Raw genomic sequence first — 24,185 nt, 5'->3', positions numbered from 1 at the left:
GCCCGCCCCGGCCCGCACCGAGCCGTGGAGACGGCGGCCGGCACGCCCGCACTGCTCCGCGAGACGAACGGCCGCGCAGGCGGAAGGGCCATCTTCGGCCGGCAGGGGCCCGCAGAGAAGACAGGAGAACGATGACCACGACCGACCTCGTGCCGACGAGGGAGCAGCCCCCACCCTCACCGGACGCCGACGACACGGGGGAACAGTCCGTTGCGGGACTGCTGCGCCCCTACCGATGGAGCTTCGCCGCCGTTGTCATCCTGCAGGTGATCGGCGCCGTCGCGGGGCTGGCACCGCTGCTGGCGGTCGTCGAACTGGGGCGCGCCCTGCTGGCGTCTGGCCCGATCGATCACGATCGTGTCTGGTTCGTCGTGATCGCCGGTGCGGCCGGCTTGCTTGTCCGGCTGCTGTTCACGGCCGCGTCGTCCGGAATCGGGCACCTGCTCGACGGTCAGGTGCAACTGGCCCTGCGTCGGCACCTGGCGGAGCGGCTGGGACGTGTGCCGATCGGCTGGTTCTCCCGGCGCCGGACCGGCGAGCTGACCAAGGTGGTGGGCCAGGACGTCAGTGCCGTGCACCCGTTCATCGCCCACTCCCCCGGCGAACTCGTCTCCGCGTTCGTGGTACCGCTGCTCTCGCTGGCCTACCTGTTCACCGTCGACTGGCGGCTCACGTTGATCACGCTGATCCCGGTGGTGCTGGCCTTGGCGCACATCCCGCTGATGATGACCCCGGCCCGGCTGCGCGAGGAGAGGCGGTTCGACGCGGCCATGGGACGGATCGCCGATTCCGTCGTCGAGTTCGTCCAGGGCATCTCCGTGGTCAAGGCGTTCGGCGGTTCCGGGCGCGCCCACCGCAGGTTCCGCACGGCCACCGACGATTTCGTCGACGTCTACCACCGCTTCGTGCGCGGCCTCTCGGTGATCGCCGCCGGAATGCAGCTGGTGCTGTCACCGCCGTTCGTACTGCTGGTCGTCCTGATCGGCGGCACCGTCCTGATCACGACCGGTGGCCTGCCCCCGGCCGACCTGCTGCCCTTCCTGCTGCTGGGACTGGGACTGACAGCTCCGGTTGCGGCCCTCATCGCCCACGGCTTCGACGACCTGCAGGCCGCCAGGCGCGCGGTCGGCCGGATTCGGGACGTGCTTGAGGTTGCGCCGCTGCCGGAGCCCGCGCGCCCGATCGCGCCACAGGGCCACCGGGTGGAACTGCGGGGCGTCCGCTTCGGCTACGAAGACGATCGCGAGGTGCTGCGCGGGATCGACCTGGTCCTCGAACCGGGCACGGTCACCGCGATCGTCGGGCCCTCGGGCGGCGGCAAGTCCACGCTGGTCCGGTTGCTGCCGCGCTTCTTCGACCCGGCCCACGGTTCGATCACCCTGGGCGGCGTCGATCTGCGCCGGATCAGCAGCCATGACCTCTACCGGACGGTCTCCTTCGTCTTCCAGGACGTGCGCCTGCTGCGCGCGTCGGTCGCCGACAACATCATGCTCGCCGTACCGCACGCCGGTCTCGACGAGGTGGTGCGCGCCGCCCGGACGGCGAACATCCATGATCGGATCCTTGAGCTGCCACACGGCTACGACACGGTGATCGGGCAGGAGGCCGGGCTGTCGGGTGGCGAGGCGCAGCGGATCGCGCTCGCTCGCGCGCTGCTCGCCGACACGCCCGTCCTGGTGCTGGACGAGGCGACCGCGTTCGCCGACCCGCAGACCGAGCAGGCGGTACGGCAGGCGCTGAGGGCGCTGGAGGGCGATCGCACGATCCTGGTCATCGCCCACCGCCTTGAGACGGTCGCCGACGCCGACACCGTCGTGATGCTGGACAACGGGTCGATCGTCGAGCAGGGCGGGCCCGCCGACCTCCTGGCGGCGAACGGGAGATTCGCCGCCTTCTGGCGATCCAGGGAGTACCGATGATCCGCATGCTGCTACGCGTCCTGGGCCATGATCACGCCCGGCCGGTGCGCCGCACCGTGGCCTTGATGACGACGACCGCGATCGTCGAGGGTTTGTCCTACGCCCTGCTGGTTCCCGTGCTGCGGGCCCTGTTCGGCGGCGCCCCCGCGGACGCGCTGCCCTGGCTGATCGCGTTCGGCGGCGCGGTAGTGATCTACGCGGTGCTGCGCTATGTCAGCGATCTGCTGGGTTTCCGCGCCGGAATCACGCTGTTGCGCGGGATGTATCACCGCCTCGGCGATCATCTGGCCCGGCTGCCCCTCGGCTGGTACAGCGCCGGCCGGGTCGGGGAGGTGTCCGTCCTGGCCGGCCAGGGCGTGCTGGAGACGATGGGCGCGATCGCGCACCTGCTGGCGCCCTACATCTCCGCCTTCGTCACCCCCGTGACGATCGTCGGCGTGATGCTCGCCTTCAACTGGCAGCTGGGGCTGGCCGCGCTGGCCGCCGTGCCGTTCGTGGCGGCAATCCAGATCTGGACCGGCCGCTCGATGGCCGCGGACGACGCAGGCCGCCACGAACGTGACGCCGAGGCCACCGGGCGGGTCGTCGAGTTCCTTCAGGCTCAGCCGGTGCTGCGCGCCGGCGGGCGGAGCGTCCAACGCTTCGCGTTGCTCGACGACGCGCTGCGGGAACTTCAGCGCGCTTCCCGCCGTACCGTGTTGTCGGTGCTGCCCGGCATGATCGGCTTGACGCTCGTGGTGCAGGCGATGTTCACCGTGTTGCTTGTTCTGGGCGCCTACCTCGCGCTCGGCGGGAGCATCGGTGTGGCGGAGGTGCTGACGATCCTGGTGCTGGCCGCCCGCTGCGCCGATCCGGTCCTGTCGCTGGCCGACATCGGCGGCAAGCTCCGCGCCGCACGCTCCGAACTGGCCAGGCTCGACGCGGTCCTGCGCACCGAGCCGCTGCCGGAGGCACCGCAGCCGATCCAGCCGGTGGGTCACGGTTTGGAGGTGGAGTCCGTCGCCTTCCGGCATGGTGACCGCACGGTGTTCGACGACCTGTCGTTGACGGTGCCCGAGGGGCAGCGGCTCGCCGTGGTCGGCCCCTCAGGCGCGGGCAAGAGCACGCTGCTGCAGTTGCTCGCACGGTTCCACGACGTGGACGCGGGCGCGGTGCGCGTAGGAGGGGTGGACGTGCGCGCCATCGACACCGAGGTGTTGACGGCGCGGATCGCCATCGTCTTCCAGGACGTCCACCTCTTCGACGGCACGATTGAGGACAACGTACGGCTGGGCCGCCCCGAGGCCACCGAGGCCGAACTGCGGACGGCGGCGAGCGCCGCGCGGCTGGACGAGGTGATCAACCGGCTGCCCGGCGGATGGGCGGCGAAGGTCGGCGAAGGCGGCGCACTGCTGTCGGGAGGCGAACGTCAGCGTGTCTCGATCGCTCGCGCGCTGCTGAAGGACGCGCCCATCGTGCTCCTGGACGAGGTGACCTCCGCCCTGGACCCGGTGAACGAGGCGGCCGTCCACGAGGGCATCGAACGCCTGATGGCCGGCCGGACGGTCGTGATGGTCGCTCATCGGATGCGAACCGTCCGGCGTGCCGACCGCATCGCCTTCCTCGACGGAGGCCGGATCGTGGAGGAGGGAGGCCACGACGAGCTGCTCCGCCGCGCCGGCCGCTACGCCGACTTCTGGGGTGCCTCCCTGACACCGGCGGACCACGACTGAGCCGGGCCCGTTCCGGGCGGTCGGCTGGACCGACGACCGCCCGGAACCACCCACGCGTCAGAGCCGAGCCGCGCGCGAGGGCCGGCGTGCGGCGATCGCCGCCCCCAGGGTGAAGGCGGCGTATCCACAGGTCACGGCCAAACCTGCCCATGGCGGGAGTGGGTAGTGGCCCCCCAGCGGTGACGGGTCCACGTCCACATGCGCGAACGTGGGGACGCTCTGTGTGATCGCGAACCCGGCGGCAGGGGTGATCGTCAGCAGCCACGGCGCCACACCAGCGGCCGCCAGCAGGTGGGGCACGACGACAAGCGCGACGGCCAGCCCGACGGCGACGACAGCCCGCCTGACCAGCGCGGCCAGGCCCAGAGCCAGCACGCAGGCGGCCGCGGTCAGCGCCGCGTAGCCGACGATCACCCGTAGTTCGGTACCCAGGGTGATCGGCTGGACCGGGTTCTGGTTGGCGCGCAACATCGCCAGGCCGGCAGGGACCACGACTCCCGAGGCCGCCAGCCCCGTCACGAACGCGGCCACGCCGACCACCGCGGCCCTGGCCGCCAGCGGCCCCGCCGGATGCGGCTCGACCGGCGGGCCGTTCCCGATCGGCCCGCTCCGGTGTCCCGCCGAAAGGAACATGACCGCAGCCACGAGCATCGGGACCAGCCCCACGGCCCCGCCGATCAGCATGAGGTCGGCGCGTAGACCGCCCTCCACCGTGGCGGGCCCGATGTCACCGCCCCCGGTCACGATGAGCTTGTCGCCGGACTCGACGACCCCGCCCGGGTGATGGGGGGTCCTGCCGTCGGACTCCATGACGACGCCGACGTCGTCGTGGCGCCACGAACCGTTCGCGCCCTGCAGCGTGATCCGGTCGAAGGTCGCGGTGGCCTGGGCGAAGGCCTGCGCCATATCCCACAGGGCGCCTGGCGAGGCGGCGAACAGCCCGATCTCGACCGCCTCCGGCAGCCCGGTCAGCGTGACCGTGCCGACCTCGGTCCACGTCCTGCCGTCGTCCGACTCGTAGCCGGTGACGGTGTCGCCCGACCTGGTCAGCCGTAGCCACTGCGGGCCGTTGTGAGGACCGCCGGGCACGTCGTGGACGTAGTTGTACTGCATCCGCACGCCGTGATCTCCGGTGAGCATGACGGCGGCATACGGCGTGCCCTGTTCGAGGCTCTGCCTGACCAGGAGGCCGGCCTTCGCCCACGGCACCACCCCCTCCTTGACGTTGCGCACCCCGGGTACGGCGTCCGGCAGCCGGATCAGCCCGGTCATGTCCGACACCCGGGCGGTGACGCCGCCGTTCCCCTTGAGCGTCTGGTGCACGAAGTAGTACTTGTCCATCACCGCCGTGCCGTCGGGTCCCACCAGGGGCGCGGGGCAGGGGCCCTCGCCCTTCCCGGTCACGCAGGTGCTGCGGGCGCCTGCGGCGATCAGCAGCCCGAGCGAAACGGTGACCAGCACGGAGGCCACCATGGCGAGCACCCGGCCTCGTGTGGAGCGGAACCTCGTCCACTCCGCGCGCAGCGTCCGAAGGAAACCGGCCCGCCGGACGGACCGGTGGGGCGTGAATGAACTCATGCCGACGGTTGTACGCGGCACCCGGTTCCAGCCAGGTCGCAGCCGCTGCGACCTGGCTGCGACCGGGGATCTGGCATCGTTGACCCATGCCTTCCCGACCCGGCGGCCGGACCGGCCGTCCTGCCCGCGCGACGAGCGGCGGTGAGCGGTGAGAGTCCTCGTCGTCGAGGACTTCGAGATCCTCGCCCGCTCCATCGGAACCGGGCTGCGCCGCGAGGGCATGGCCGTCGACGTCGTCCTGGACGGAACCACCGCCCTTGAGCGCCTGGCCGCCACCCGCTACGACGTGGTGCTCCTCGACCGCGACCTGCCCGGCGTCCACGGGGACGAGATCTGCAGGCGACTCGCCCACAGCCGCTGTGTGACCCGTGTACTGATGCTCACCGCCTCCGGCACGATCGAGGACCGTGTCGACGGGCTGGGTCTCGGCGCCGACGACTACCTGCCCAAACCGTTCGCGTTCACCGAACTGGTCGCCCGCGTCCGTGCCCTGGCCCGCCGTGCCACCCCGCCGCTGCCGCCGACCCTGGCATGTGGGGACATCACCCTCGATCCGGCCCGCCGTGCCGCGTTCCGGGCCGGTCGGCGCCTTGAGCTGAGCCCCAGGGAGTTCGCCCTGCTCGAATGCCTGCTCGCCGTACCCGGCCTGGTCGTCTCCGCCGAGGAACTCCTTGAGCGCGTCTGGGACGAGGCCGCCGATCCCTTCAGCAGCGCCGTCAAGCACACCGTGCACCGGCTACGGGCCAAGCTCGGCGACCCGCCCGTGATCGAGACCGTCCGCGAAGGCGGCTACCGCATCGGACCGTCATGACCTGCCTGCGGCTCGCCGGAAGGTCCTTGCAGACGCGGCTCGCGCTCGCCTACGCGGCGGGCATCTACGCCGCCGGAGTCCTCGTGCTCCTGTTCGTCGCCGTCCCGCTCGCCAGCGTCGACGCGGCCACGTCCGCAGGCCGTCCTTCGCCGGGTGCGATCGCCGAAGCCGGGCCCGGGATCGGCCCTCCCCGACTTCTCACGGGGTCCGCCGTCGCCCTGGCCCTTCTGATTCCCGTCGCCCTGACCCTCGGCTGGTTCGTCTCCGGCCGGTTCCTGCGTCCGTTGCGCGCCATCACCGCCACCGCCAAAATCATCTCCGCCGGCGACCTCCACCGGCGCCTTGACCTCGGCGAGCCCATGGACGAGCTGACCGAACTCGGCCATACCCTCGACGACCTGTTCGCCCGCCTTCAGGCCTCCTTCGACGCCCAGCGCCACTTCGTCGCCAACGCCTCCCACGAGTTGCGCACCCCGCTCGCCGGCCTGCGCACCCTCCTTGAAGTCGCCCTCGCCGACCCCGACGCCGACACCCTGCGCTCGGCCTGCCAGGAGGCCCTCGCCCTCGGCGAACACCAGGAGCGGCTCGTCCAGGCACTGCTCGCCCTGGCCACCGGCGAGCGCGGCGTCACCCGCCGGGACGCCCTCGATCTTGCCCACATCGTCGAAGGAGTGCTCGCCTCCCGCCGTCACCAGGTCGCGGAGAAGGGCGTCGACCTCACCGAACACCTGTCGCCCGCGGTGACGGCCGGGGACCCGGGACTGATCGAAAGCCTCGTCGCCAACCTCATCGACAACGCCATCCGCCACAACCGCCCGGACGGGCACGTGAGGGTCGCCACTCAGTCCTGCGGCACCCAGGTGGCCCTTACGGTCGCCAACAGCGGACCGGTCATACCCGGCGACCAGATCCAGCGCCTCTTCCAGCCCTTCCAGAGACTGGCACCCGATCGTCACGGCCACCACGACGGCTACGGCCTCGGCCTCGCCATCGTCAACGCCGTCGCCCAGGCGCACCGCGCCACCCTCATCGCCGGCGCACGCCCCGAAGGCGGCTTGTCCATCACCGTCTGGTTCGCCTCCGAAGCTCATCCGAACCATCCCTGACGTCGGGGAACGACCACGCGAGGGCGGCCGTTCACGCGCCGGACCAGAAGGCGGTGAGCAGCGCGTTGAGCCGCTCCGGCGCCTCGACGTGCGGGTAGTGGGCGCTGCCCGGCACCTGCTCGTGCCGTGCTCCGATCCGCTCGGCGGTGACGCGCGCGCAGGCCATGAGAGGGGCACCGCCGCGCTCCCGGTACGGCCCGGGGGCCTCCTCCCAGGTGCCAGAGACGACCAGCTTGGGGAAGGCCGCCGCCCGCAGCGCCGGCAGCGGGAGACCCGCCTCCCAGCAGACGCGTTCGCGCAGCGCCGTGGCGGCCGCGCGCAACCGCCGATCGCCTGTCTCCGGCTCCGGCGTGCCGACCGAGTCGGCGGCGGTCCGCAGCCACTCCTCGGGTGTGAGGTCGGGAAGGTCGGCGTAGGCGGCGCGGTTGGCGCGCAGCGCCTCGGCCACGGCGGGGTGGTCGGCGGCCGCCTGGTAGCAGCCTGGCTCGACCAGGGTGAGCGAGCGCACCGCCTCCGGCCTGCGCGCCGCCGCGATCATGGCTCCGACGGCGCCGTAGGAGTGGCCGACCAGGTGCGCGCCCTCGCCGAGGAGTTCGGCGACGTCGTCGGCGTCGGCCAGGTAGTCGCCGGGGAACCTGTCCCCGGCATCCGGGCTGCCGCCGTAGCCTCGGCGGTCCATCAGGAGCAGCCGGAACCGGCCGGCCAGCGGGCGTTGCGCCGCGAAACCGTACACCGGGTCGTCGCCCCAGCTCGTGGAGCCGTGCACGAGGACCGCAGGCGGCCCGGACTCAGGGCCGAGCACGCTCACGTGCACCTCACCCGTCAGCGGGCCGTTCGCGCGGAACAGCGGGGTGGGAGCGGACATCCGACTCCTCCTTAAACATCGTTTAATACTATTGAACGTTGTATAAGGGAATCGGAAGGCGACGTCAAGGCGGGTAGGGTGATCGCGTGCCGTCGTCAGAGTCCTCCGGCGGGTCCGTGTGGCTGCGTCCCGAGCGGCCGCCGCGCGACCGCCAGCTCACCCGCGAGCGGATCGTCGACGTGGCGGTCGCCGTCCTCGACGCCGAAGGCCACCGCGGCCTGTCGATGCGTCGCGTCGCCACCGCCCTCGGGGTGACCGCCGGGTCGCTGTACTGGTATGTCCACACCAAGGACGACCTGCTGGAACTGGCCCTCGACCGCGTACTGGCCGAGGTGAGCGCCGGCCCCGGCACGTCCGGCTGGCGGGACGCCCTGGCGGCGCTGGCCCGCAGCAACCGCGCCATGCTGCTGCGCCACCGGTGGGCCCTGTCCGAACTGACCGTCAGGCCCAACCTCGGCCCGAACGCGCTCGCCCTGGCCGAGACCGGGCTGCGCCTGCTGGAGCACGCCGGGTTCACCGGCTCCGACCTCGACGCCGCCATGGCCGCCGTCAACGACCACGTGGTCGGCGCGGTCATCGCGGAGGTCGCCTGGCGCGACACGCTGGCCCGCATGAGCGGGACCGGGTCCGAATGGGACGAGCGGGCGGCCGAGTATCTACGCCGGGTCGCCGAACGCCACCCGACGCTGGCCGGCCGGATGGCCGCCACGGGTGAGATCGACGTCGAGCATGAGAGCGAGCGGCGCTTCGCGTTCGGCCTCGGTTGCCTCCTGGACGGCCTCGCCACCCGGTGCGCGGCCCCGTCCCCGTCATAGCGCCGGCGACGTACGGCACCGCGACGGCTCTCGCGCGAGGGCGCCTGGGCGAGCCGTCGGCCGCGCCCCCGGCGGCGTGGGCCGCGGCGGGCGCCGCCATCCTGAGGTTGCACGACACGCCGTCGCCGCCCAGGCTCGGCCGGGCGGACCGGGGCTGCGGGACCAGCTCGGCTTCGGAAACCGACACCTGCTCATTGGTCAGGAATGGTGGGGAATCCCGGCGCGAGACGCGGTGGAGCTGTGGGATCGTGGGGGCTTTGACGCCACATCCTGCCCGCCGTACCCGGGGATTTGTCATGGAATTTCGGATTATGGGGGCATTGTCGATACGTGACGGCGCAGAGGATCGCACTCCCACCGCTCCGAAGCACCGTGACCTGCTGGCGATGTTCGCGCTCAACGCCCGCCGACCGCTCACCGTCGAGCGGCTGCGACAGCTGCTGTGGCCGCTGGAGGAGGGTGACCGGTCGGACTCGCTGATCCGCGGCTACGTCGGCCGGCTCAGGCAGCTGATCGGCCAGGACGTCATCACCACCGTGTCCGGCACGTACACGCTGGCCATCGACGACGACCAGCTCGACGTCGGCCGCTTCCGCCGGCTCATACAGGAAGGGCTGTCCGGGCGTGACAGCGGGAAGTTGCGGGAGGCGCTGGACCTGTGGCGCGGACCGGTTCTGGCGGACGTGGACCCTGACGCGCGGCGCTGGGCCGAGACCGGGCGGCTGCGCGAGGAGCTCGAAGAGCTTCGCCTGCTCGCCCTGGAGCGCCGGATCGAGCTCGACCTGGACGCGGGCCGGCACCGCGAGCTGCTGTCCGAGGTGCGGATGCTGGTCGCGCAGCACCCGCTCTGGCAGCGTTTCCGCGGCCAGTTCATGCTGGCGCTCTATCGCAGCGGGCGGCGCGTGGAGGCGCTGGCCGCGTACACGGCGCTGCGCGACGAACTCGACGGCGGGCACGCCATCGAGCCCGACCCCGAGCTGCAGCTTCTCTACCACCGCATGCTGCACGACGATGTCATGCTGCACGTCTCCGCGGGCCCGCCGGTGCTGTTGCCGCGGGACGTCGCCCACTTCACCGGCCGCGCCGACCTGCTCGATCAGGTGTTCTCCGGCCTGGTCGTCGTGCACGGCCCGGCCGGGGTGGGCAAGTCGGCGCTCGCCGTACACGCCGCCTGGCGGCACAGGGAGCGTTTCCCCGACGGGATCCTGTACGCGGACCTGCGCGAGACCACCCGGCCCGGCGCGATCCTGGAGGACTTCCTGCGCTGGCTCGGCTGCCCGGCCCAGGCGGTACCGGCGTCGGAGGGCCGGCGGCAGCGGCTGCTGCGCACCTACACCGCCAACCGCCGCATGCTCGTCGTGCTGGACGACGCCACCGACGAGTCCCAGGTACGGCCGCTGCTCACCTCATGCCCCACCGTGATCACCAGCCGGTCGGCGCTCGGCGGGCTGACCGGCGCCGTACGGCTGCCGCTGGGCGTCCTGGACGACGGCGAGGCCCGTGACCTGCTCGTCAGGCTCATCGGCGAGGAGCGGGCGGATGACGGCGGGGTGCGGGAGCTGATGCGGTTCTGCGGCGGGCTGCCCATCGCGTTGCGCATCGCCGGATCCCGCCTGGCCACCAGACCGGGCTGGACCCCTGGTTACCTCGCGGGCCTGCTGGAGGACGAGCGCGTGCGGCTGGACCGTCTTCACTCGGGCGACCAGACGATCCGCAGCGTGTACGCGGTCGGCTACGAGGGCCTGCCCATGTCGGCGCGCCGAATGACGCGGCTGCTGGGCGCGCTGTCGGCCCCCGACGTCGCCGACTGGGCCGTCCAGGTCTTCGGCGACCAGGCCGACGCGCTCGTGGACGCCGGCCTGCTGGAGGCGCACACCGTGGACGTGGCGGGTCAGGTCCGTTACCGCATGCACGACCTGACCCGGCTCTACGCCCGCGAGCGGCTGGTCGAGGAGGAGGGCGTGCATGCGGTACGGGAGGCGCTCGCGCGGCTCCAGGCCGTCGTGATCGCCCGGGTGCAGGCGTCCCGGTTCCCGCTGGTCTCCGGTGAGCCGAGCATGCGCGGCTTCGTGACCGGGGACATCAAGGAGTCGGTCGAGTGGCTCGTCGCCGAGCGCGCGTTCCTCGCCGCCCTCGTCGGTGATCTGTACGGGGCCGGCCTCGACGAGGGCGCGTGGCGGCTCGCGCATCTGCTGGGCCCGTTCCTGGAACGGCGGCGCTTCCTGGACGACTGGCGGCCGGTCGCCGAGACCGGCCTCGCGGCGGCACGGCGCACGGGTGACGCCCGCGCCGAGGCCCTGCTCCTGCGCGACCAGGGCGACCTGTACCGGGCCGAGGGCCGGTGGGCGGAGGCGCTGGACCTGCTCACCCGGGCGCTCGGGGTGTTCACGGGTCCCGGTACGTCCAGCGGCAAGGAAGCCGCGCAGGTCCGGCGCAGGATCGGCCAGGTTCACCTGGAACAGGGCCACCTGGACGAGGCGGAACGCCAGCTGACCTCCTCTCTGCGCGCCTTCGGCGGCGGGAGGGCCGGCGCCGAGGCGCAGCAGGCGCTTGGCGCGGTGCTACGGCGGGCAGGCCGCCCCGGCGAGGCGGCCGACCGGCTCACCGCCGCCGCGGGCCTCTTCGATGACCGGGGCGACCGGCACCGGCACGCCGACACCCTGCTGGAGCTGGCCGCGGCACGGCTGGCGCAGCGGCGGGTGCCCGACGCCAGGGACTGCGCGCAGCGGGCCAGGTCCATCGCCGTACGGCTCGGCGACCGGCTGCTGGACGCGCACGCGCTGCTGGCGCTGGCCCGGGTCAACCGGGCTGAGGGCGACCGCGAGGCGGCGCGCAAACTGGCCGAGGACGCGTTCAAGATCTTCGACGGCATCGCCGACGAACCCGGCAGGGCGACCGCGCTGGACCTCCTCGCCGCCCTGATCTAGCGACCTGCTCTGACGGCTCAGCACCGCCCCTGTTGGCTTCCTGTCGTCAGTCCAGAGGAAGGACGCGCTCGTCGCGTTGGACGCGGGAGCTCGGCCCGGACGCCTCGAACTTGACTGAGCGGATCAGTACCGTATGGAGCATGGTTGCCCCTCTTGCCCCTGAGGATCCTCCGCGTCTGGGTGAGTTCGAGCTGCTGGGCCGCCTCGGGGAGGGCGGACAGGGAATCGTCTACCTGGCCCGCGACCCGGTCGGGCAACGGGTGGCGGTGAAGGTGCTGATCAGGGCCGACGCCGAGGCCCGCGCCCGTCTGGCCCGCGAGCTGGCGGCGGTGGAGAGCGTGGCGCCCTTCTGCACCGCCCGCGTGCTCACGGCCGTGCCGGACGGGCCACGGCCGTACGTGGTGAGCGAGTTCGTGGACGGGCCGACGCTGGCGGAACGGGTGCACGAACACGGCCCCCTGCGCGGCGGCGAGCTGGAACGGCTGGCCGTCGGCACCACGACGGCCCTGGCCGCCATCCACGCGGCCGGCGTCGTGCACCGCGACTTCAAACCGAGCAACGTACTGCTCGGCCCGGACGGTCCCCGGGTGGTCGACTTCGGCATCGCCCGCGCGGACGGTGTCACCACCATGACCAGCGGGCTCATCGGCACCCCCGCCTACCTCGCGCCCGAACAGCTGGGCGGCTCCCCCGCCTCACCCGCCTCGGACGTCTTCGCCTGGGCGGGCACCATGATCTTCGCCGCCACCGGCACCTCCCCGTTCGCCGCCGCGAGCGTCGCGGACGTGCTGAACCGCATCGTCACCCACGAACCGGATCTGTCAGCGGTCCCGCCGCCGTTGCGCGACTCGGTCGCCGCCGCCTTGGAGAAGGACCCTTCGCACCGGCCGACGGCGGGCGAGCTGCTGTCCCGCCTGATCGACCCGGTCTCCGGCGGCCGCGGCAGGTCGATCGTGGAACTCACCAGCCTGGGCAGCCGCCTCGCCGCAGAACCGGCCGGCGATCGGGGAACGCCGGACCCGGCCGGCGGCCGGGATCCTGCCGGGACGGCCGGTCATGAGGACACCGCGGGACCCACCGGGGAGCCCACGGCCCCGCCCTCGGCACGGGCCCCGGTGTTCATCGGGTGGGCCGCCGGGCGGGGCCGCCGTAGGGCGCTCGCCGTGGCGGCGGCACTGGTCGCGGTCGTGGTGGGGGCGCTCACCTGGTTACGGCCGTTCGGCGGGGCGGGGTCCCAGGCGTCCTCAGGCACCGGCGGGCCGGGCACCTCGTCCGCCTCCGCTCCCACCTCCGGGCCCCCGTCTGCCTCGCCGTCGAGCTCAGGAGAGGTCTCGCCCAGCGGGTCGGCGAGTCCGGGTGCGTCGGTGGCCCCGGGCGGGGGGCTGCGGGTGTCCGACACGTTCGGACGCACGGTCAGCACCGGATTCGGCACGACGGACGACGGGAAGCGTCACTGGTCGGTCGGCGTTCCGGAGAGCGACTACTCGGTGGGCGGTGGGAAGGGCCGGATCACGACGTCCTCCGGAACCGGCTCCAGCGCCTACCTGGACGGGGTGAAGGAGACCGGAACCGACCTCGGCTTCACCTTCGCCGGCGACAGGCCCCCCACCGGGGGCGGGATCTACGTGACCGCCGTGGGGCGCAGGGTCCCGGCGGTGGGGAGTTACCGGGCGCACGTGAGCCTGCGGCCCAACGGCAAGGTCCTGCTCCAGCTGATCCGCTACGAGGCGGGCCGCGGTGAGATCGACCTCGCACAGCCGCTGTGGGTCCCCCGGCTGACAGCGGGCGCGGGCATCGCGATGCGAGTACGCGTCCAGGTCACCGGCACGTCGCCGACCACGATCCGCGGCAAGGTCTGGGCCGTCGGCGCGGCCGAGCCGGACTGGCTGCTCTCCGTCACGGACGCGACCTCCGGGCTCCAGGTCCCGGGTGGGGCCGGCCTGCTGACCTTCTTGTCTCGCAAGGCCACCGACACCTCCGTCACGGTGACGGTGGACGACCTCGCCTTGGCCGCGACACCGGGGTGACCTCCTGGGACGTGACCGGCCGAGCAGGACGTCGAGGGCCTCGACGTCCTGCTGCTCCCGTTCATGCCGTCCACGATGCCGGGTGACCCGGAAACCGGGAGATGAGCGTCGCCGGCTGGCCGGGCCGGCCGGTTCTCCGGTGGGCGCGGGGTCAGGAAGGGCGGCTGACGGCGGTGATGCCGGCGAGGATGAGGTCGATGCCCGTGAGGAACTGCTCCCGGTCGTCGTGCCCGCGCATCTGGTCGGCGATGTCGTGGAGGAACGGGTGGTCACCGGCGTCGAGGCTCTTCCACGCCTTGGACACGGAGTCGAGGAATTCGGCGCGCCGCGCGCCGGACCGCGGGACCCCGACGTCGTCCGCGGTGTCGGAGGGCTGGGCGTTCTGGCTGGTGGCGCCAAGGATGTAGTGCACCAGCGTCGAGGTCGTGGCGAACCAGTCGCTCCGTGGAACGCCCAGCGTGCGCACGCACCCGCCGATGCTCTCGAAGATCCGGGGCGTCACCGCTCCCCAGGGGCTGCGGGTGACCTGCACGGCGAGCTGGACGGCGAGCCAGGGGTGTTCGGCGACCGCGTCGTACAGGCCGAGGGCGGCGGCGCGGATCCGCTCGCGGCCGGTGTCCTCGGTCCCGGGATCCGTCGTGGACTCCTGCGGGGCGGGAAGGGCGGCGACGACGACGCTCTCGGTCGCGGCCTGCAGCAACTCGCCCATGTTTCCGACGTGGTGGTAGATGGCCCCGGATCCGGTGGACAGGCGCTCCGACAGCGCGCGGACCGTCAGAGCCCCGGCCCCCGCCGTGTCCAGCAGCCCGACCGCCGCCTCGATGATGCGCTCACGCGAGAGCACCTGCCTGCGCCTTCGTGACTGGGGTGTCGGTGTGGTCATGCCCTCATCCTGTCAGTTTTGGTGCAGCGCTCCAAAATGGAGTACGGTTCCAAAATTGGAGCGTTGCTCCAATCTTGCCGCTTCGAGCTTCACGGAGCACGGTCCCGGCCCGTCGAGCCCCGGCCGATCCGGAAACTCGCGACTGGAGGAGAACCGACATGCGCGACGTGGTGATCGTGGGGGCCGGGCCGGTCGGCCTGTTCCTCGCCGGTGAACTCGCCCTGGCCGACTGCTCGGTCCTGGTACTGGAGAAGAACCCACAGGCCGCCTCGCCGTACTGGGCGCTCCCGCTGGGGATGCGGGGCCTGAACGCCGGGTCCGTCGAGGCGTTCCACCGCCGCGGGATGCTCACCGCCCTCCTGGACGCCTCACGCGTCGACGCGCGGCAGGTCGGCGCGCGCGAGGTGTCCGCCCCGCGCGACGTGAGCCATTTCGCGGGCCTGCGCCTGGACGCCGCCGACGTCGATACCGGTGCCCTCCCGCCCCGGCTGCCCGGCCCCGCGTCGGAAGGGATCATGACCAGTCTCGAAGCGGTCACCGGCGTCCTGGAGGAGCGGGCGGTCGCGCTCGGCGCGCGGATCGTGCGCGACGCCCCGCTCGAGGCCGTCGACCAGGACGGTGACGGCGTCCTGGCCCGGGCCGGCGGGCGTGAGTACCGGGCGCGCCGGCTCGTGGGATGCGACGGCGGACGCAGCGCGGTGCGCCGCCTGGCGGGCTTCGACTTCGTCGGCACCGAGCCGCTGTTCACCGGCTACGTCGCCCACGTCACCTTCGAGGACCCGGACAAGCTGCGCCCGGGTTTCAACTCGACGCCGACCGGCATGTACCTGCGCACACCCTTCGAAGGGCACCTGGGCATGATGGACTTCGACGGCGGCGCCTTCGACCGCTCCCGGCCGCTGACCCGCGACCACCTCCAGACGGTCCTGCGCCGCGTCTCCGGCACCGACGTGACGATCGACGAGGTCCACCTCGCCTCCAGTTTCACCGACCGCGCCATGCAGACCAGCGGCTACCGCAACGGCCGCGTCCTGCTCGCCGGTGACGCCGCCCACATCCACTCCCCGCTCGGCGGTCAAGGACTCAACCTCGGCATCGGCGACGCCATGAACCTCGGCTGGAAGCTCGCCGCCACCCTCCACGGCACCGCCCCCGAGAACCTGCTCGACACCTACACCGCCGAACGCCACCCCGTCGGCGCCGCCGTCCTCGACTGGTCGCGCGCCCCGGTCGCCACGATGAACCCCGGCCCCAACACCCCTGCCCTGCGCCGGCTCGTCCACGACCTGCTGCGCACCGCCGACGGCACCACCCATGTCTTCCGCGCCACCTCCGGGCTCGCCCACCGCTACGACCTGGGCGGCGACCAGCGGGTCGTCGGCTTCACCGCCCCGGACTTCCGCTTCCGCGACGGCACCCACCTTGGAGACCTGCTGCGTGAAGGCCAGGGCGTCGCCGTCGACCTCACCGCCGCGCAGAGCCTGCGGGAGACCACGGCCGGCTGGCAGGGCCGCGTCCGCCACGCCCCCGGCCCGGTCGCCGACGACCTCGGACTCGGCGCCCTGCTGATCCGGCCCGACGGCGTCGTGGCCTGGGCCGAGGGCCCCGACCCCGCCCCCGAGGCGTTCCGGCGCGCCGCCACCCGCTGGTTCGGCGCCCCCACCGCCTGAGCGGCACGCGCCGGCACCCGTACTGGTCCGCCGCCTCCACGACGAGGCCCGGTGTCCCGTTACCCCGGCCTCCTCCCCCGGATTGATGCATTCCGATATAGGCATATGATGATGGTCATGGCACGAGCAGCGACGACGTCGGACGTCTTCAACGCGATCGCCGAACCGCAGCGCCGGGAGATCCTGGCGCTGCTGCGGACGGGCGAGCGGCCGGTGACCGAGCTGGCCCAGGAGCTGGGGATGACCCAGCCGCAGGCGTCCAAACACCTGCGGGTGCTCCGGGAGGTCGGGCTGGTGCGGGATCGCAGGGCGGGCAAACAGCGCCTGTACGGCCTCGACGCCCGGGGGCTGCGGCCGGTCCACGAGTGGACCGGCGGGTTCGAACGGTTCTGGAACGAGGGCTTCGACCGGCTGGACACCTACGTGCAGGACCTCAAGCAGGCAATTCAGGAAGGAGACAACCGATGAGCGAGACGGGGCGGGGAGCGCCGGAGCGGTCCGCCACGGCCGACCGCGAGATTGTGATCTCCCGGGTCATCGACGCCCCCGGGAGCTGGTGTTCGAGGCGGAGCAACCAGGGCAGCCGGTTCACCGCAGGTCAAACAATCTGACATCCAAATGTAACGGGCCGAATATGATTCCCCCATGAGTCAAGGCAGCGCACGCAGGGACGACGGCGGCCGCGGGGACGCCGTGGACGCCGCCCTCGCCCAGTGGCGGCACGAGCGCCCCGACCTGGACCTGGCCGCGATGGGCATCTTCGGCAGGCTCACCCGGCTTTCCCGCCTCATCGTCCCCGCGGTCGAGGAGGCCTCCGCCCGGTACGGCATGCGCCGCGGGGAGTTCGACGTGCTCGCCTCACTGAGACGCTCCGGCCCGCCGTACACGCTGACCCCCTCCGAGCTCTCCTCGGCGCTGATGATCTCGCGGGCCGGTATGACCAACCGGCTCGACCGGCTCGAACAGGCGGGGCTGATCGAGCGCACCCTCGCCCCCGACGACCGCAGGAGCGTGCGGGTCACCCTCACCCCGAAGGGTCGTGAGACCGCGGACGCCGCGCTCACCGAGCACGTGGCCAGCCTCACCCTGCTGCTGTCCGGGCTCACCGCCGAGGAGCGCAGGGTCCTCGACCGGACCATGCGCGTCCTGCTGCGCAGCGTCGGCAGGTCCGCCGCACGGGGCCGGGCCGCCAGGAGCCGTCAGACCGGTCCCGGGCCCCGTCCCCGCACGTGAGACGGTGAAACCGTTCCAGGGCTGACGGTCACCCCCGGTGGCGCCGTGTCGGAGCGTCCCGCGCGGCGAGGCCGTCCGCCGTGGACGCGAACCGACGACTGGACTCCCCCGGACCAGGGTCGGGGCTACCGTCGCCGCTGGTTCACCAGATAGGAGAGGGCCTTGGCGAAGGCGGTGTCGTGGTCGCCGTTCAGCTCCTCATCGCTGAGAACGCCGGGAACGGACAGGTGCGGCGGGATACCGGTCACGTCGAAGGAGGTCCCGTCCCGGGTCAGGAAACGCTCGTTGGGCAGCGCGAAGCTCCACCCGTTGGGCAGCCTCCGCCACAGGAAGTCGGAGAAGGCCCCCTGGGTGCTCTCCCCGATCCGCTCAGGCCGGGGTGTTCGTCCCGTCATGGCCTGGGTGAAGGTCTCGCCCGCGCTGATGGTCAGGCCACCGGTGAGCACGGCGATGGGGCCCGTGTACACCGGCGCGGTCGCCGGCCGTACCGGCACCTTGCGGGGGCGGGTGAACCGGAGTGGGTCGTCCGGGGTGTTACGGGCCTGCTTGGCGTAGGCCGGGTACGGTCTGCCGGTGAGCCTGGAGGCGAGCCGCAGGCCGAGCGCGTCGTAGCCGCCCAGGTTGACCCGGACGTCGATGATGAGGCCGCGTAGCCGGTCGGGACCCGAGGTGCGGGACGCGGTGAAGATCTCGTCGAGTGCCCGGTCCAGCTCGGCCGCGTTGGGTTCGAAGCCACCGTCGGCGTAGCCGTCGAACGCGCTCAGCCGCAGGTAGCCCAGCCCGTCCGGGAGGTCGGCGTACCCGATCACGCCCCGCCCCCACCGCTTCAGGGGTCCGCGGGTGTCGTTTTTCTCGACGAACTCCTGGACCCGTCTGTCGAAGGCCACGAAGGCCGGTATTCCGTCCAGCCGCCTGGTGCCCGGCCGCAGCGGCCTGGCGAACCGCCTGTCTCCCGCGAGGAGGGCGGTGTGCGCGTCGCCGAGTTCCCTGAGGATGTCACGCAGCACGGCGAACAGTTCCTCGTCCCCGGTGCTCGGGCTGATCCTGGATCGGTACCGGTCCCGGACGGCTCGCCAGTCGACGCCCTTGACGGCGAAGAACGGGTAGTTCTCGGCGAAGGTCGTCCAGAAGACGTCGAACACCTTCACCGGATTACCGGGCGTGGGGGTGGAGCAGGCCCCGGGCAGGCGGGGCAGCCTCCGCAACTCGATGGCGCCGACGCTTCCCGAATACCGAAGCCGCGCCCTGCCGGGCCCCCGCGTCCGGACGGTGATCCCCCGGCCGCCTTCCCGTGCCGTGAAGGACGCCGAACCGCCCGTCCCCGCCGTCTGTTCCGCCGAAAGCACTCCTGGCAGGCAGCTGATCGCCGTCGTGTCGAAGGTGGTGAGCCGTCCCCGGCCGATGCTGAAGATCGTGCCGTAGCCGTCGGCCCGCCAGAGCCCGTCCAGCGGCCCCCGCCCCGCGGAGGCGGCGCCGGCGGCCGGTGCCGCGACCTGTCCCGCTACGGCGATACCCAGGGCGGCCAGTACGGCGGCCGGCCGGCGGGATGTCCTTCCGCGCTTCGTGTCCCTGTCGTCGTTCACGGGACCCGACGCTAGGCGGCGGCCCCGGCGGGGCACGTCACACCACGGAGCCGTCCGGACCCGTCATACCTTGGAGCCACCCGGCCCGCGGGTCATACCCGGGTGGGAGGCCTGAGGTCGGCTGTGAGAAGGAGCTCTTCGCGAAGGCCGAGGACTACCGTGATGGCATGTCGCGCGCCTTCGCCCCGGCCGGAGCCACGGTCCTGCCCACGCTCCGGTTCGCGAGAGTACGAGCCGTCGCGCCCTGGGCGATCACCTGCTTCATGTTCGTGATGAACGTGGGGATGCTCGCCACCGTCTACGACGCCCCGGTCGCGCTGACGGTGCCGCTCGCCGCAGCCTGCGCGGCTCCGGTGATGATCTGCGGGCACCGGCCGGTGGCCGCCTGGCTGATGATCTACATCGGGATGCTGGTCACGCCGCCGTTGGTCTCGCCGCCGCCGGTGAGCAACCCGTGGCCGTGGCCTCCGATGCCGGTGGTCGCCTACCTGGTCGTGCTGTTCGCGCTGGCTCGGCACCGGCCGCGACGGACGCTGGCGGCCGTCTGGGCGCTTTCCCTCCTCGGCGCCCTGGTGGACGTCTCCCTGGTGCCCGTGTCGTCCACGAACCCGGCCGTGGTGCTGCAGCTCGTGGCGGCCATCGTGCCGGTGCCGCTGTTCGCCGGCGACAATCTGCGCTGGCGCCGCCTGGCACAGGCGCGTGTCGCCGAGCAGGAGCAGGTCAGTGCGGCCGAGCGGGCCCGGCGCGAGCTGCTGGAGGAGCGGACCAGAATCGCCAGGGAGATGCACGACGTGGTCGCGCACCACATGTCGGTGATCGCCGTACAGGCCTCCAGCGCGGCGCGCAGGCTCGGCGGGGTGCCCGCCGACGCCGAGCGGGAGTTCGACTCCATCGGGGCGGCGGCCCGGCAGTCGCTGGCCGAGATGCGGCGTCTGCTGGGCGTGCTGCGCAGCGACGACGCGACACCGCGGCGCTCCCCGTTGCCGGGCCTCGGCCAGATGGACGCACTGGTGGAGAGCGCCAGGCGGGCCGGAGTCCCCGTCGAGCTGACGGTGACGGGCCTGCCCGCGCGCATGCGGCCGGAAACGGAGCTGCCGGTCTACCGGATCGTGCAGGAGGCGCTCAGTAACGTGATCCGGCACGCGCCGGGCTCCGCCACGACCGTGGCGGTCACCGGGAACGGGACCGGGCTGCGGGCCGTGGTGGAGAACGCGCCGCCCGCGGGTGCGGGACGCGCCCTCGCCGAGCCCGCGGGCACCGGCCACGGGCTGGCCGGGATGCGGGAACGTGCCGCCGTGGTGGGCGGGGTCCTGCTGACCGGGCCGACGCCCCGGGGCGGGTTCCGGGTCGAGCTGACGCTGCCCCTGGTGCGGGCCGAGCACGAGGAGGGGCGCCCGTGACGATCCGGGTGCTCGTCGCCGACGACCACGCGATGGTCCGGGCGGGTTTCGGCGCGCTGCTGGCCGCCGAGCGAGACATCGAGGTCGTCGGCGACGCGGCCGACGGCGAGCGGGCGGTGGCCGAGACAAGGCGGCTGCGGCCCGACGTCGTCCTCATGGACGTCCGCATGCCCGGGATGGACGGCCTGCGGGCGGCCCGGCTGCTCCTGGCGCCGCCCGGCGGGGAGTACAGGCCGCATGTGCTGATGCTCACCACCTTCGACCTGGACGACTACGTGTACGAGGCGCTGCGCGCGGGCGCCAGCGGGTTCCTGCTGAAGGAGGCTCCGCCCGCGGACCTGGTCTCGGCCGTACGGGTGGTGGCGGCCGGGGACGCCCTGCTCGCCCCCTCGGTGACCCGGCGCCTCATCGAGGAGATCGCCCGGTGCAGGCCCGCGCTGCCCGGCGCCGCGCCCCGGGTTCGGTCACTGACCGAACGGGAGTCGGAGGTGCTCCTCCACATCGCCCGAGGCCTGTCCAACACCGAGATCGCCGAGGCCCTCATCGTCGCCGAGCAGACCGTCAAGACGCACATCAGCCGCATCCTGGCCAAACTCGATCTGCGGGACCGTGCCCAGGCGATCGTCTTCGCCTACGAGAACGGCCTCGTCGTGCCCCGTTCCGGCCTTCCCGGCCGGACGGGCGGTCGTACGGCCTGATGGCCGCCGCCGAGAACGAGGACGGTCGGAGGCATCCGCTCACGGCGCGTCCTGCTCATCGGTTCTCGCGGTCGCCCGAGCCCGCGATGCCGGGCCGGCGCCGTGCGGAGAAGGGTGTCAGGGCTGGAGGATCCGCCGGAGCAGGGTGGCGTAGCCGCGGGGGTGCGCGGTGTTGCCGTTGTGCCCGCCGGGGAAGCGGACGACCTGGGTGCCGAGGAGGGCGGCCAGCGCCTCGGCGCACCGGTAGTCGAAGACGTGGTGCGGGGTGGTGGCTCCGACGGCCGGGACGATCCGGGTCCGGGTGTGGGCGATGCGGGCGACCGGGAGGGTGTCGGTGATGACGGCCGAGAAGTCGTGCCGGATGAAGTAGTCGAAGTTGGCGATCCGGTTCGGTGTCATCGGCTGCGGGGTGAGGCCGGGCTCGGCGTCGGGGTTGGCCGGGTCGATGCCCAGGACGTCGGCGATGGCCTTGAACGCGGCGGTCAGGCCCTCGCGCTCGTAGAGCGCCTGGACCTCGGCCAGTTCGCGCTCGTGCCGGGCCCGCCGGTCGTCTGGGAGCAGACGGGGCGCGACCGGCTCGTGGGCGACGAGTGTGCCGATCTGATCCGGGTGCCTGACCGCCACGTGCAGGCCGATGACCGCGCCCAGGCTGCAGCCGAGCATCCGGACGGGCTGGTCGGTGAGCTCGGCGAGCAACCGGTGCACGTCGTCGGCGTGCTCGGCCATCGTCGCGCCGCGCGCCGGTTCGTCGAGCGCGCTACGGGACAGACCACGCCGATCGTAGGTCACCACGGTGAAATCGCCGGCGAGGTGCTCCACCAGGTCGACGGTGCGGTCGGCGTCGCCCTCGCCGCTTTGCGAGATCAGCAGCATCGGGCCGGTTCCACGCACCTGGTAGTGCAGGGTGGCGCCGGGAACACGCAGCTCGCTCATGTGAGGGGTCCTTTCGGATGGTTCGTATGGCTTGTTCGCCCGGAGTCGACCATAAAGCATCAACCTTGATACATCAAAATTGATGCATCAAGGTTGATGTATCGTCTACCGGGTGAATGGAATCGAGCTGTTCGTGCTGGGCCGTACCTTGATGAAGCTCGGTGAGCGGGCGCTTCCGGCCGAGGGGGTCGGCGACCACGCGGCGAGCACCCGTACGGTCTTGATCGTGGTCAACGACCTGCGGGACCACCCGGGTAGCGCGGTGGGTGAGATCGCCGTCCGCACCGGCCTGCCGCAGAGCGCCGTCTCGGCCGCGGTCGCCCGGCTGCGCGAGGCGGGAGCGGTCGTCACCGAGCCCGACCCGCGCGACCGCCGCCGTTCCCTGGTCCACCCACGTGTGTCGGAGCGCGTCCAGGAGGTGCGCGCCGTCTCCGTCGACGCCACCCTCGCCGAGGTCCTCCCCGACGACACCGCCCTGGCCGAAGTGCGTTCAGCCCTGGAGACCCTGGCCCGCCATCTCACCCCCCGGGGCCCTGACAGGTGACCCTGGCCGAGGAGCCGCGTCTCGCCCGCCCGTACGGCCGAGCGGAGCCGGTTCGGTGCCGCGCCGTGCCGGCGGGCCGGACGTCGGGGTTGTTCACCGGGCGGGAAGCTCCCGCCTCCTCACCGGCCGCGTCAGCGGTGCGGCTCAGAACCGGTTCCTGAGGCGGTCGAGGACGTTCGGCCTCCGGAGGCCGTGCTGCCCCGGCGGGCGCTCAGGGGAGAGCGGCCGCAGCGTGGGCCAGCGATCGAGCATGCGGTCGCGCATCGTCGCCGTGAGGTCGCCGACACCGGCCAGGGCGGTGTCCGCGGTGACCTCACCGACGACGCCGAGGCGGTGGAGCAGCCGTTGCCGGGCGGTGGCCGTACCCCAGGTCCAGTCGTCCTTGACGAGCGCGGCCAGGTGGTCGGTCCCGTCACGGCGGGCCCGTTCGACGAGTGCGTCTCCCCGCAGCAACCACCCGACGCACGCGTTGGCCAGGTCGCCCCGGGGCTCGGTGCCCGTGGTGGTGTTCCAGGCGGCGTGATAGGCCTCCTCGGCGCGACGCAGCAGCGGCCCGGGCAGGGCGGTGGCGCACCAGCAGGTCGGGAAGGCGACGCGCAGATAGGCCAGTTCGACCAGGCCGTTCCCCAGGGCGGCCTGCTCGAAGTCGACGAAACGCGTTCCGCCGCCGGTGTACAGGTCGTTACCTGGACAGGGGTCTCCGTGCAGCAGGGCGTGGCCCCTCTCCCGCCCCAGCCGGTCGAGCACGCCGTCGAGCTCCGCCCTGACTGTCGGCGCGACCGCGATACCGAGCCGAGCAGCCAGCCGGAAGAAGGCGTCCAGGACGTCGGGGCCGGGCGGGGACCAGCGTGGCAGCGCCCCGGCGTCACCGGCGTCCGTCGTCGCGTGCAACCGGGCCAGCGCGGTCGCGTAGCCGACCGCCCAGTCGGCGGGCGGTTCACCGGAGTCGAGCCACTCCATGACCATGATCCGGTGGCCGGGGTCGGCGCCGAACAGTACGGGAACCAGGGGCGGATCGGCCCGTGCGGCCAGCCGCAGCGCGGTCACCTCGCGGCGGAAGCGCTCGTCGGCGTCCGCACCGCCGACGATCTGCTTGATCACCACGGCGGTCCCGCCCATGTCGGCGCGCCATACCCGTGAGCGCGGGCTGCTGACCAGGCGACGCGGCCGGGTCACGGGGCCGTGGTGGGAGACCGCGTCACCGGCCAGGGAGGCGATCGTGCCGCGTACGATCTTCATTCCGCGAGGATACGTTCCCTCGGGACGCGCCGCCCGGCCCGATGACCGTGGCGTCCCCCGCGGGAATCTCCTCGGCGACGGCGTCACGACCGGCTCCATGCGGGCTTCCCGGCCCGCCGCGGGGCGGGCCGGTGTCACCCGGTGTGCACGGCCGTACGGCCGGCGGATACGACATGTCACGCACCAGAACCAGGGTGATGTCAAAGCCGTAAAGGAATCTTGTTAACCGACCCGGCGCCACC

Annotated in this window: 20 protein-coding genes; 14 read left to right on the top strand and 6 right to left on the bottom strand. The window is 72.6% G+C overall.

Annotation, left to right across the window (positions count from 1 at the left end):
* Positions 1-131: 131 nt before the first annotated feature.
* Both ABT340_RS25470 and ABT340_RS25465 read left to right on the top strand, forming a co-directional pair.
* Entirely contained in the window at positions 132-1,919 is a 1,788-nt protein-coding gene (locus ABT340_RS25470) for an ABC transporter ATP-binding protein (RefSeq protein ID WP_352013342.1), read from the top strand.
* The gene (locus tag ABT340_RS25465; protein ID WP_352013341.1) at positions 1,916-3,631 is read left to right on the top strand and encodes an ABC transporter ATP-binding protein; all 1,716 of its coding nucleotides are present in this window, start codon (positions 1,916-1,918) and stop codon (positions 3,629-3,631) included. Before ABT340_RS25470 ends, ABT340_RS25465 begins: the two co-directional genes overlap by 4 nt.
* 57 nt (positions 3,632-3,688) lie before the next feature.
* Here ABT340_RS25465 and ABT340_RS25460 read toward each other — a convergent pair whose 3' ends face one another.
* Complete coding sequence (locus ABT340_RS25460) at positions 3,689-5,209, bottom strand: DUF1349 domain-containing protein (protein ID WP_352013340.1); 1,521 nt, start codon at positions 5,207-5,209, stop codon at positions 3,689-3,691.
* 148 nt (positions 5,210-5,357) lie between these two features.
* Here ABT340_RS25460 and ABT340_RS25455 point away from each other — a divergent pair, with 148 nt between their 5' ends.
* A complete protein-coding gene (locus tag ABT340_RS25455) occupies positions 5,358-6,020 on the top strand; it encodes a response regulator transcription factor (RefSeq protein WP_352013339.1) in 663 nt (220 codons plus the stop codon).
* Between the two features lie 26 nt (positions 6,021-6,046).
* A complete protein-coding gene (locus ABT340_RS25450) occupies positions 6,047-7,126 on the top strand; it encodes a sensor histidine kinase (RefSeq protein ID WP_352013338.1) in 1,080 nt (359 codons plus the stop codon).
* Positions 7,127-7,157: 31 nt separating this feature from the next.
* Here the strand turns inward: ABT340_RS25450 and ABT340_RS25445 are convergent, their stop codons facing one another.
* On the bottom strand, positions 7,158-7,991 hold the full coding sequence (locus ABT340_RS25445; protein WP_352013337.1) for an alpha/beta fold hydrolase: 834 nt from the start codon (positions 7,989-7,991) through the stop codon (positions 7,158-7,160).
* 86 nt (positions 7,992-8,077) lie between these two features.
* On the opposite strand from ABT340_RS25445, the gene ABT340_RS25440 reads away from it, so the two are divergent.
* From ABT340_RS25440 to ABT340_RS25430, 3 genes are all read left to right on the top strand, one after another.
* A complete protein-coding gene (locus ABT340_RS25440) occupies positions 8,078-8,806 on the top strand; it encodes a TetR/AcrR family transcriptional regulator C-terminal domain-containing protein (protein ID WP_352013336.1) in 729 nt (242 codons plus the stop codon).
* 296 nt (positions 8,807-9,102) lie between these two features.
* Positions 9,103-11,733 carry an AfsR/SARP family transcriptional regulator gene (locus ABT340_RS25435; protein WP_352013335.1) on the top strand — a complete coding sequence of 877 codons (2,631 nt, stop codon included), beginning with the start codon at positions 9,103-9,105 and terminating at the stop codon, positions 11,731-11,733.
* 140 nt (positions 11,734-11,873) lie between these two features.
* Complete coding sequence (locus tag ABT340_RS25430; RefSeq protein ID WP_352013334.1) at positions 11,874-13,760, top strand: serine/threonine-protein kinase; 1,887 nt, start codon at positions 11,874-11,876, stop codon at positions 13,758-13,760.
* 151 nt (positions 13,761-13,911) lie between these two features.
* Here the strand turns inward: ABT340_RS25430 and ABT340_RS25425 are convergent, their stop codons facing one another.
* The gene (locus tag ABT340_RS25425; RefSeq protein ID WP_352013333.1) at positions 13,912-14,643 is read right to left on the bottom strand and encodes a TetR/AcrR family transcriptional regulator; all 732 of its coding nucleotides are present in this window, start codon (positions 14,641-14,643) and stop codon (positions 13,912-13,914) included.
* 158 nt (positions 14,644-14,801) lie between these two features.
* Here ABT340_RS25425 and ABT340_RS25420 point away from each other — a divergent pair, with 158 nt between their 5' ends.
* The 4 genes from ABT340_RS25420 to ABT340_RS25405 all read left to right on the top strand — a co-directional run bounded on the left by ABT340_RS25420 (position 14,802) and on the right by ABT340_RS25405 (position 17,546).
* Positions 14,802-16,313: an FAD-dependent oxidoreductase gene (locus tag ABT340_RS25420; protein ID WP_352013332.1), complete on the top strand. Its 1,512-nt coding sequence runs from the start codon at positions 14,802-14,804 to the stop codon at positions 16,311-16,313.
* A 117-nt stretch (positions 16,314-16,430) separates the two neighbouring features.
* Positions 16,431-16,781 (top strand): ArsR/SmtB family transcription factor, encoded by a 351-nt coding sequence (locus tag ABT340_RS25415; protein ID WP_352013331.1) that lies wholly within the window; start codon positions 16,431-16,433, stop codon positions 16,779-16,781.
* Positions 16,778-16,924, top strand: coding sequence for a hypothetical protein (locus tag ABT340_RS25410; RefSeq protein WP_352013330.1), 147 nt, complete (start codon positions 16,778-16,780; stop codon positions 16,922-16,924). The genes ABT340_RS25415 and ABT340_RS25410 overlap by 4 nt, the downstream gene beginning before the upstream one ends.
* Positions 16,925-16,958: 34 nt before the next feature.
* Complete coding sequence (locus ABT340_RS25405; protein ID WP_352013329.1) at positions 16,959-17,546, top strand: MarR family winged helix-turn-helix transcriptional regulator; 588 nt, start codon at positions 16,959-16,961, stop codon at positions 17,544-17,546.
* 125 nt (positions 17,547-17,671) lie between these two features.
* Here ABT340_RS25405 and ABT340_RS25400 read toward each other — a convergent pair whose 3' ends face one another.
* Positions 17,672-19,129 carry a S41 family peptidase gene (locus ABT340_RS25400; protein WP_352013328.1) on the bottom strand — a complete coding sequence of 486 codons (1,458 nt, stop codon included), beginning with the start codon at positions 19,127-19,129 and terminating at the stop codon, positions 17,672-17,674.
* A gap of 167 nt (positions 19,130-19,296) precedes the next feature.
* Here ABT340_RS25400 and ABT340_RS25395 point away from each other — a divergent pair, with 167 nt between their 5' ends.
* Together ABT340_RS25395 and ABT340_RS25390 are read left to right on the top strand one after the other, a co-directional pair.
* The gene (locus ABT340_RS25395; RefSeq protein ID WP_352013327.1) at positions 19,297-20,529 is read left to right on the top strand and encodes a sensor histidine kinase; all 1,233 of its coding nucleotides are present in this window, start codon (positions 19,297-19,299) and stop codon (positions 20,527-20,529) included.
* Positions 20,526-21,227, top strand: coding sequence for a response regulator (locus ABT340_RS25390; RefSeq protein WP_352013326.1), 702 nt, complete (start codon positions 20,526-20,528; stop codon positions 21,225-21,227). Before ABT340_RS25395 ends, ABT340_RS25390 begins: the two co-directional genes overlap by 4 nt.
* A gap of 117 nt (positions 21,228-21,344) precedes the next feature.
* Here the strand turns inward: ABT340_RS25390 and ABT340_RS25385 are convergent, their stop codons facing one another.
* Positions 21,345-22,160 (bottom strand): alpha/beta fold hydrolase, encoded by an 816-nt coding sequence (locus ABT340_RS25385; RefSeq protein ID WP_352013325.1) that lies wholly within the window; start codon positions 22,158-22,160, stop codon positions 21,345-21,347.
* Between the two features lie 112 nt (positions 22,161-22,272).
* On the opposite strand from ABT340_RS25385, the gene ABT340_RS25380 reads away from it, so the two are divergent.
* On the top strand, positions 22,273-22,704 hold the full coding sequence (locus ABT340_RS25380) for a MarR family winged helix-turn-helix transcriptional regulator (protein WP_352013324.1): 432 nt from the start codon (positions 22,273-22,275) through the stop codon (positions 22,702-22,704).
* A gap of 144 nt (positions 22,705-22,848) precedes the next feature.
* Here the strand turns inward: ABT340_RS25380 and ABT340_RS25375 are convergent, their stop codons facing one another.
* A complete protein-coding gene (locus ABT340_RS25375; RefSeq protein ID WP_352013323.1) occupies positions 22,849-23,943 on the bottom strand; it encodes an aminoglycoside phosphotransferase family protein in 1,095 nt (364 codons plus the stop codon).
* Positions 23,944-24,185 lie beyond the last annotated feature (242 nt).

The sequence above is a fragment of the Streptosporangium sp. NPDC000239 genome (assembly GCF_040300765.1).
Classification (GTDB): domain Bacteria; phylum Actinomycetota; class Actinomycetes; order Streptosporangiales; family Streptosporangiaceae; genus Streptosporangium.
This window is presented reverse-complemented; position numbering and strand designations above follow the sequence as displayed.

Coding starts and splice junctions, on each gene's coding strand:
- ABT340_RS25460 (WP_352013340.1), bottom strand. CDS start 5,209: ATGAGTTCATTCACGCCCCACCGGTCCGTCCGGCGGGCCGGTTTCCTT.
- ABT340_RS25435 (WP_352013335.1), top strand. CDS start 9,103: ATGGAATTTCGGATTATGGGGGCATTGTCGATACGTGACGGCGCAGAG.
- ABT340_RS25415 (WP_352013331.1), top strand. CDS start 16,431: ATGGCACGAGCAGCGACGACGTCGGACGTCTTCAACGCGATCGCCGAA.
- ABT340_RS25405 (WP_352013329.1), top strand. CDS start 16,959: ATGAGTCAAGGCAGCGCACGCAGGGACGACGGCGGCCGCGGGGACGCC.
- ABT340_RS25470 (WP_352013342.1), top strand. CDS start 132: ATGACCACGACCGACCTCGTGCCGACGAGGGAGCAGCCCCCACCCTCA.
- ABT340_RS25395 (WP_352013327.1), top strand. CDS start 19,297: ATGTCGCGCGCCTTCGCCCCGGCCGGAGCCACGGTCCTGCCCACGCTC.
- ABT340_RS25425 (WP_352013333.1), bottom strand. CDS start 14,643: ATGACCACACCGACACCCCAGTCACGAAGGCGCAGGCAGGTGCTCTCG.
- ABT340_RS25410 (WP_352013330.1), top strand. CDS start 16,778: ATGAGCGAGACGGGGCGGGGAGCGCCGGAGCGGTCCGCCACGGCCGAC.
- ABT340_RS25445 (WP_352013337.1), bottom strand. CDS start 7,991: ATGTCCGCTCCCACCCCGCTGTTCCGCGCGAACGGCCCGCTGACGGGT.
- ABT340_RS25385 (WP_352013325.1), bottom strand. CDS start 22,160: ATGAGCGAGCTGCGTGTTCCCGGCGCCACCCTGCACTACCAGGTGCGT.
- ABT340_RS25420 (WP_352013332.1), top strand. CDS start 14,802: ATGCGCGACGTGGTGATCGTGGGGGCCGGGCCGGTCGGCCTGTTCCTC.
- ABT340_RS25465 (WP_352013341.1), top strand. CDS start 1,916: ATGATCCGCATGCTGCTACGCGTCCTGGGCCATGATCACGCCCGGCCG.
- ABT340_RS25430 (WP_352013334.1), top strand. CDS start 11,874: ATGGTTGCCCCTCTTGCCCCTGAGGATCCTCCGCGTCTGGGTGAGTTC.
- ABT340_RS25375 (WP_352013323.1), bottom strand. CDS start 23,943: ATGAAGATCGTACGCGGCACGATCGCCTCCCTGGCCGGTGACGCGGTC.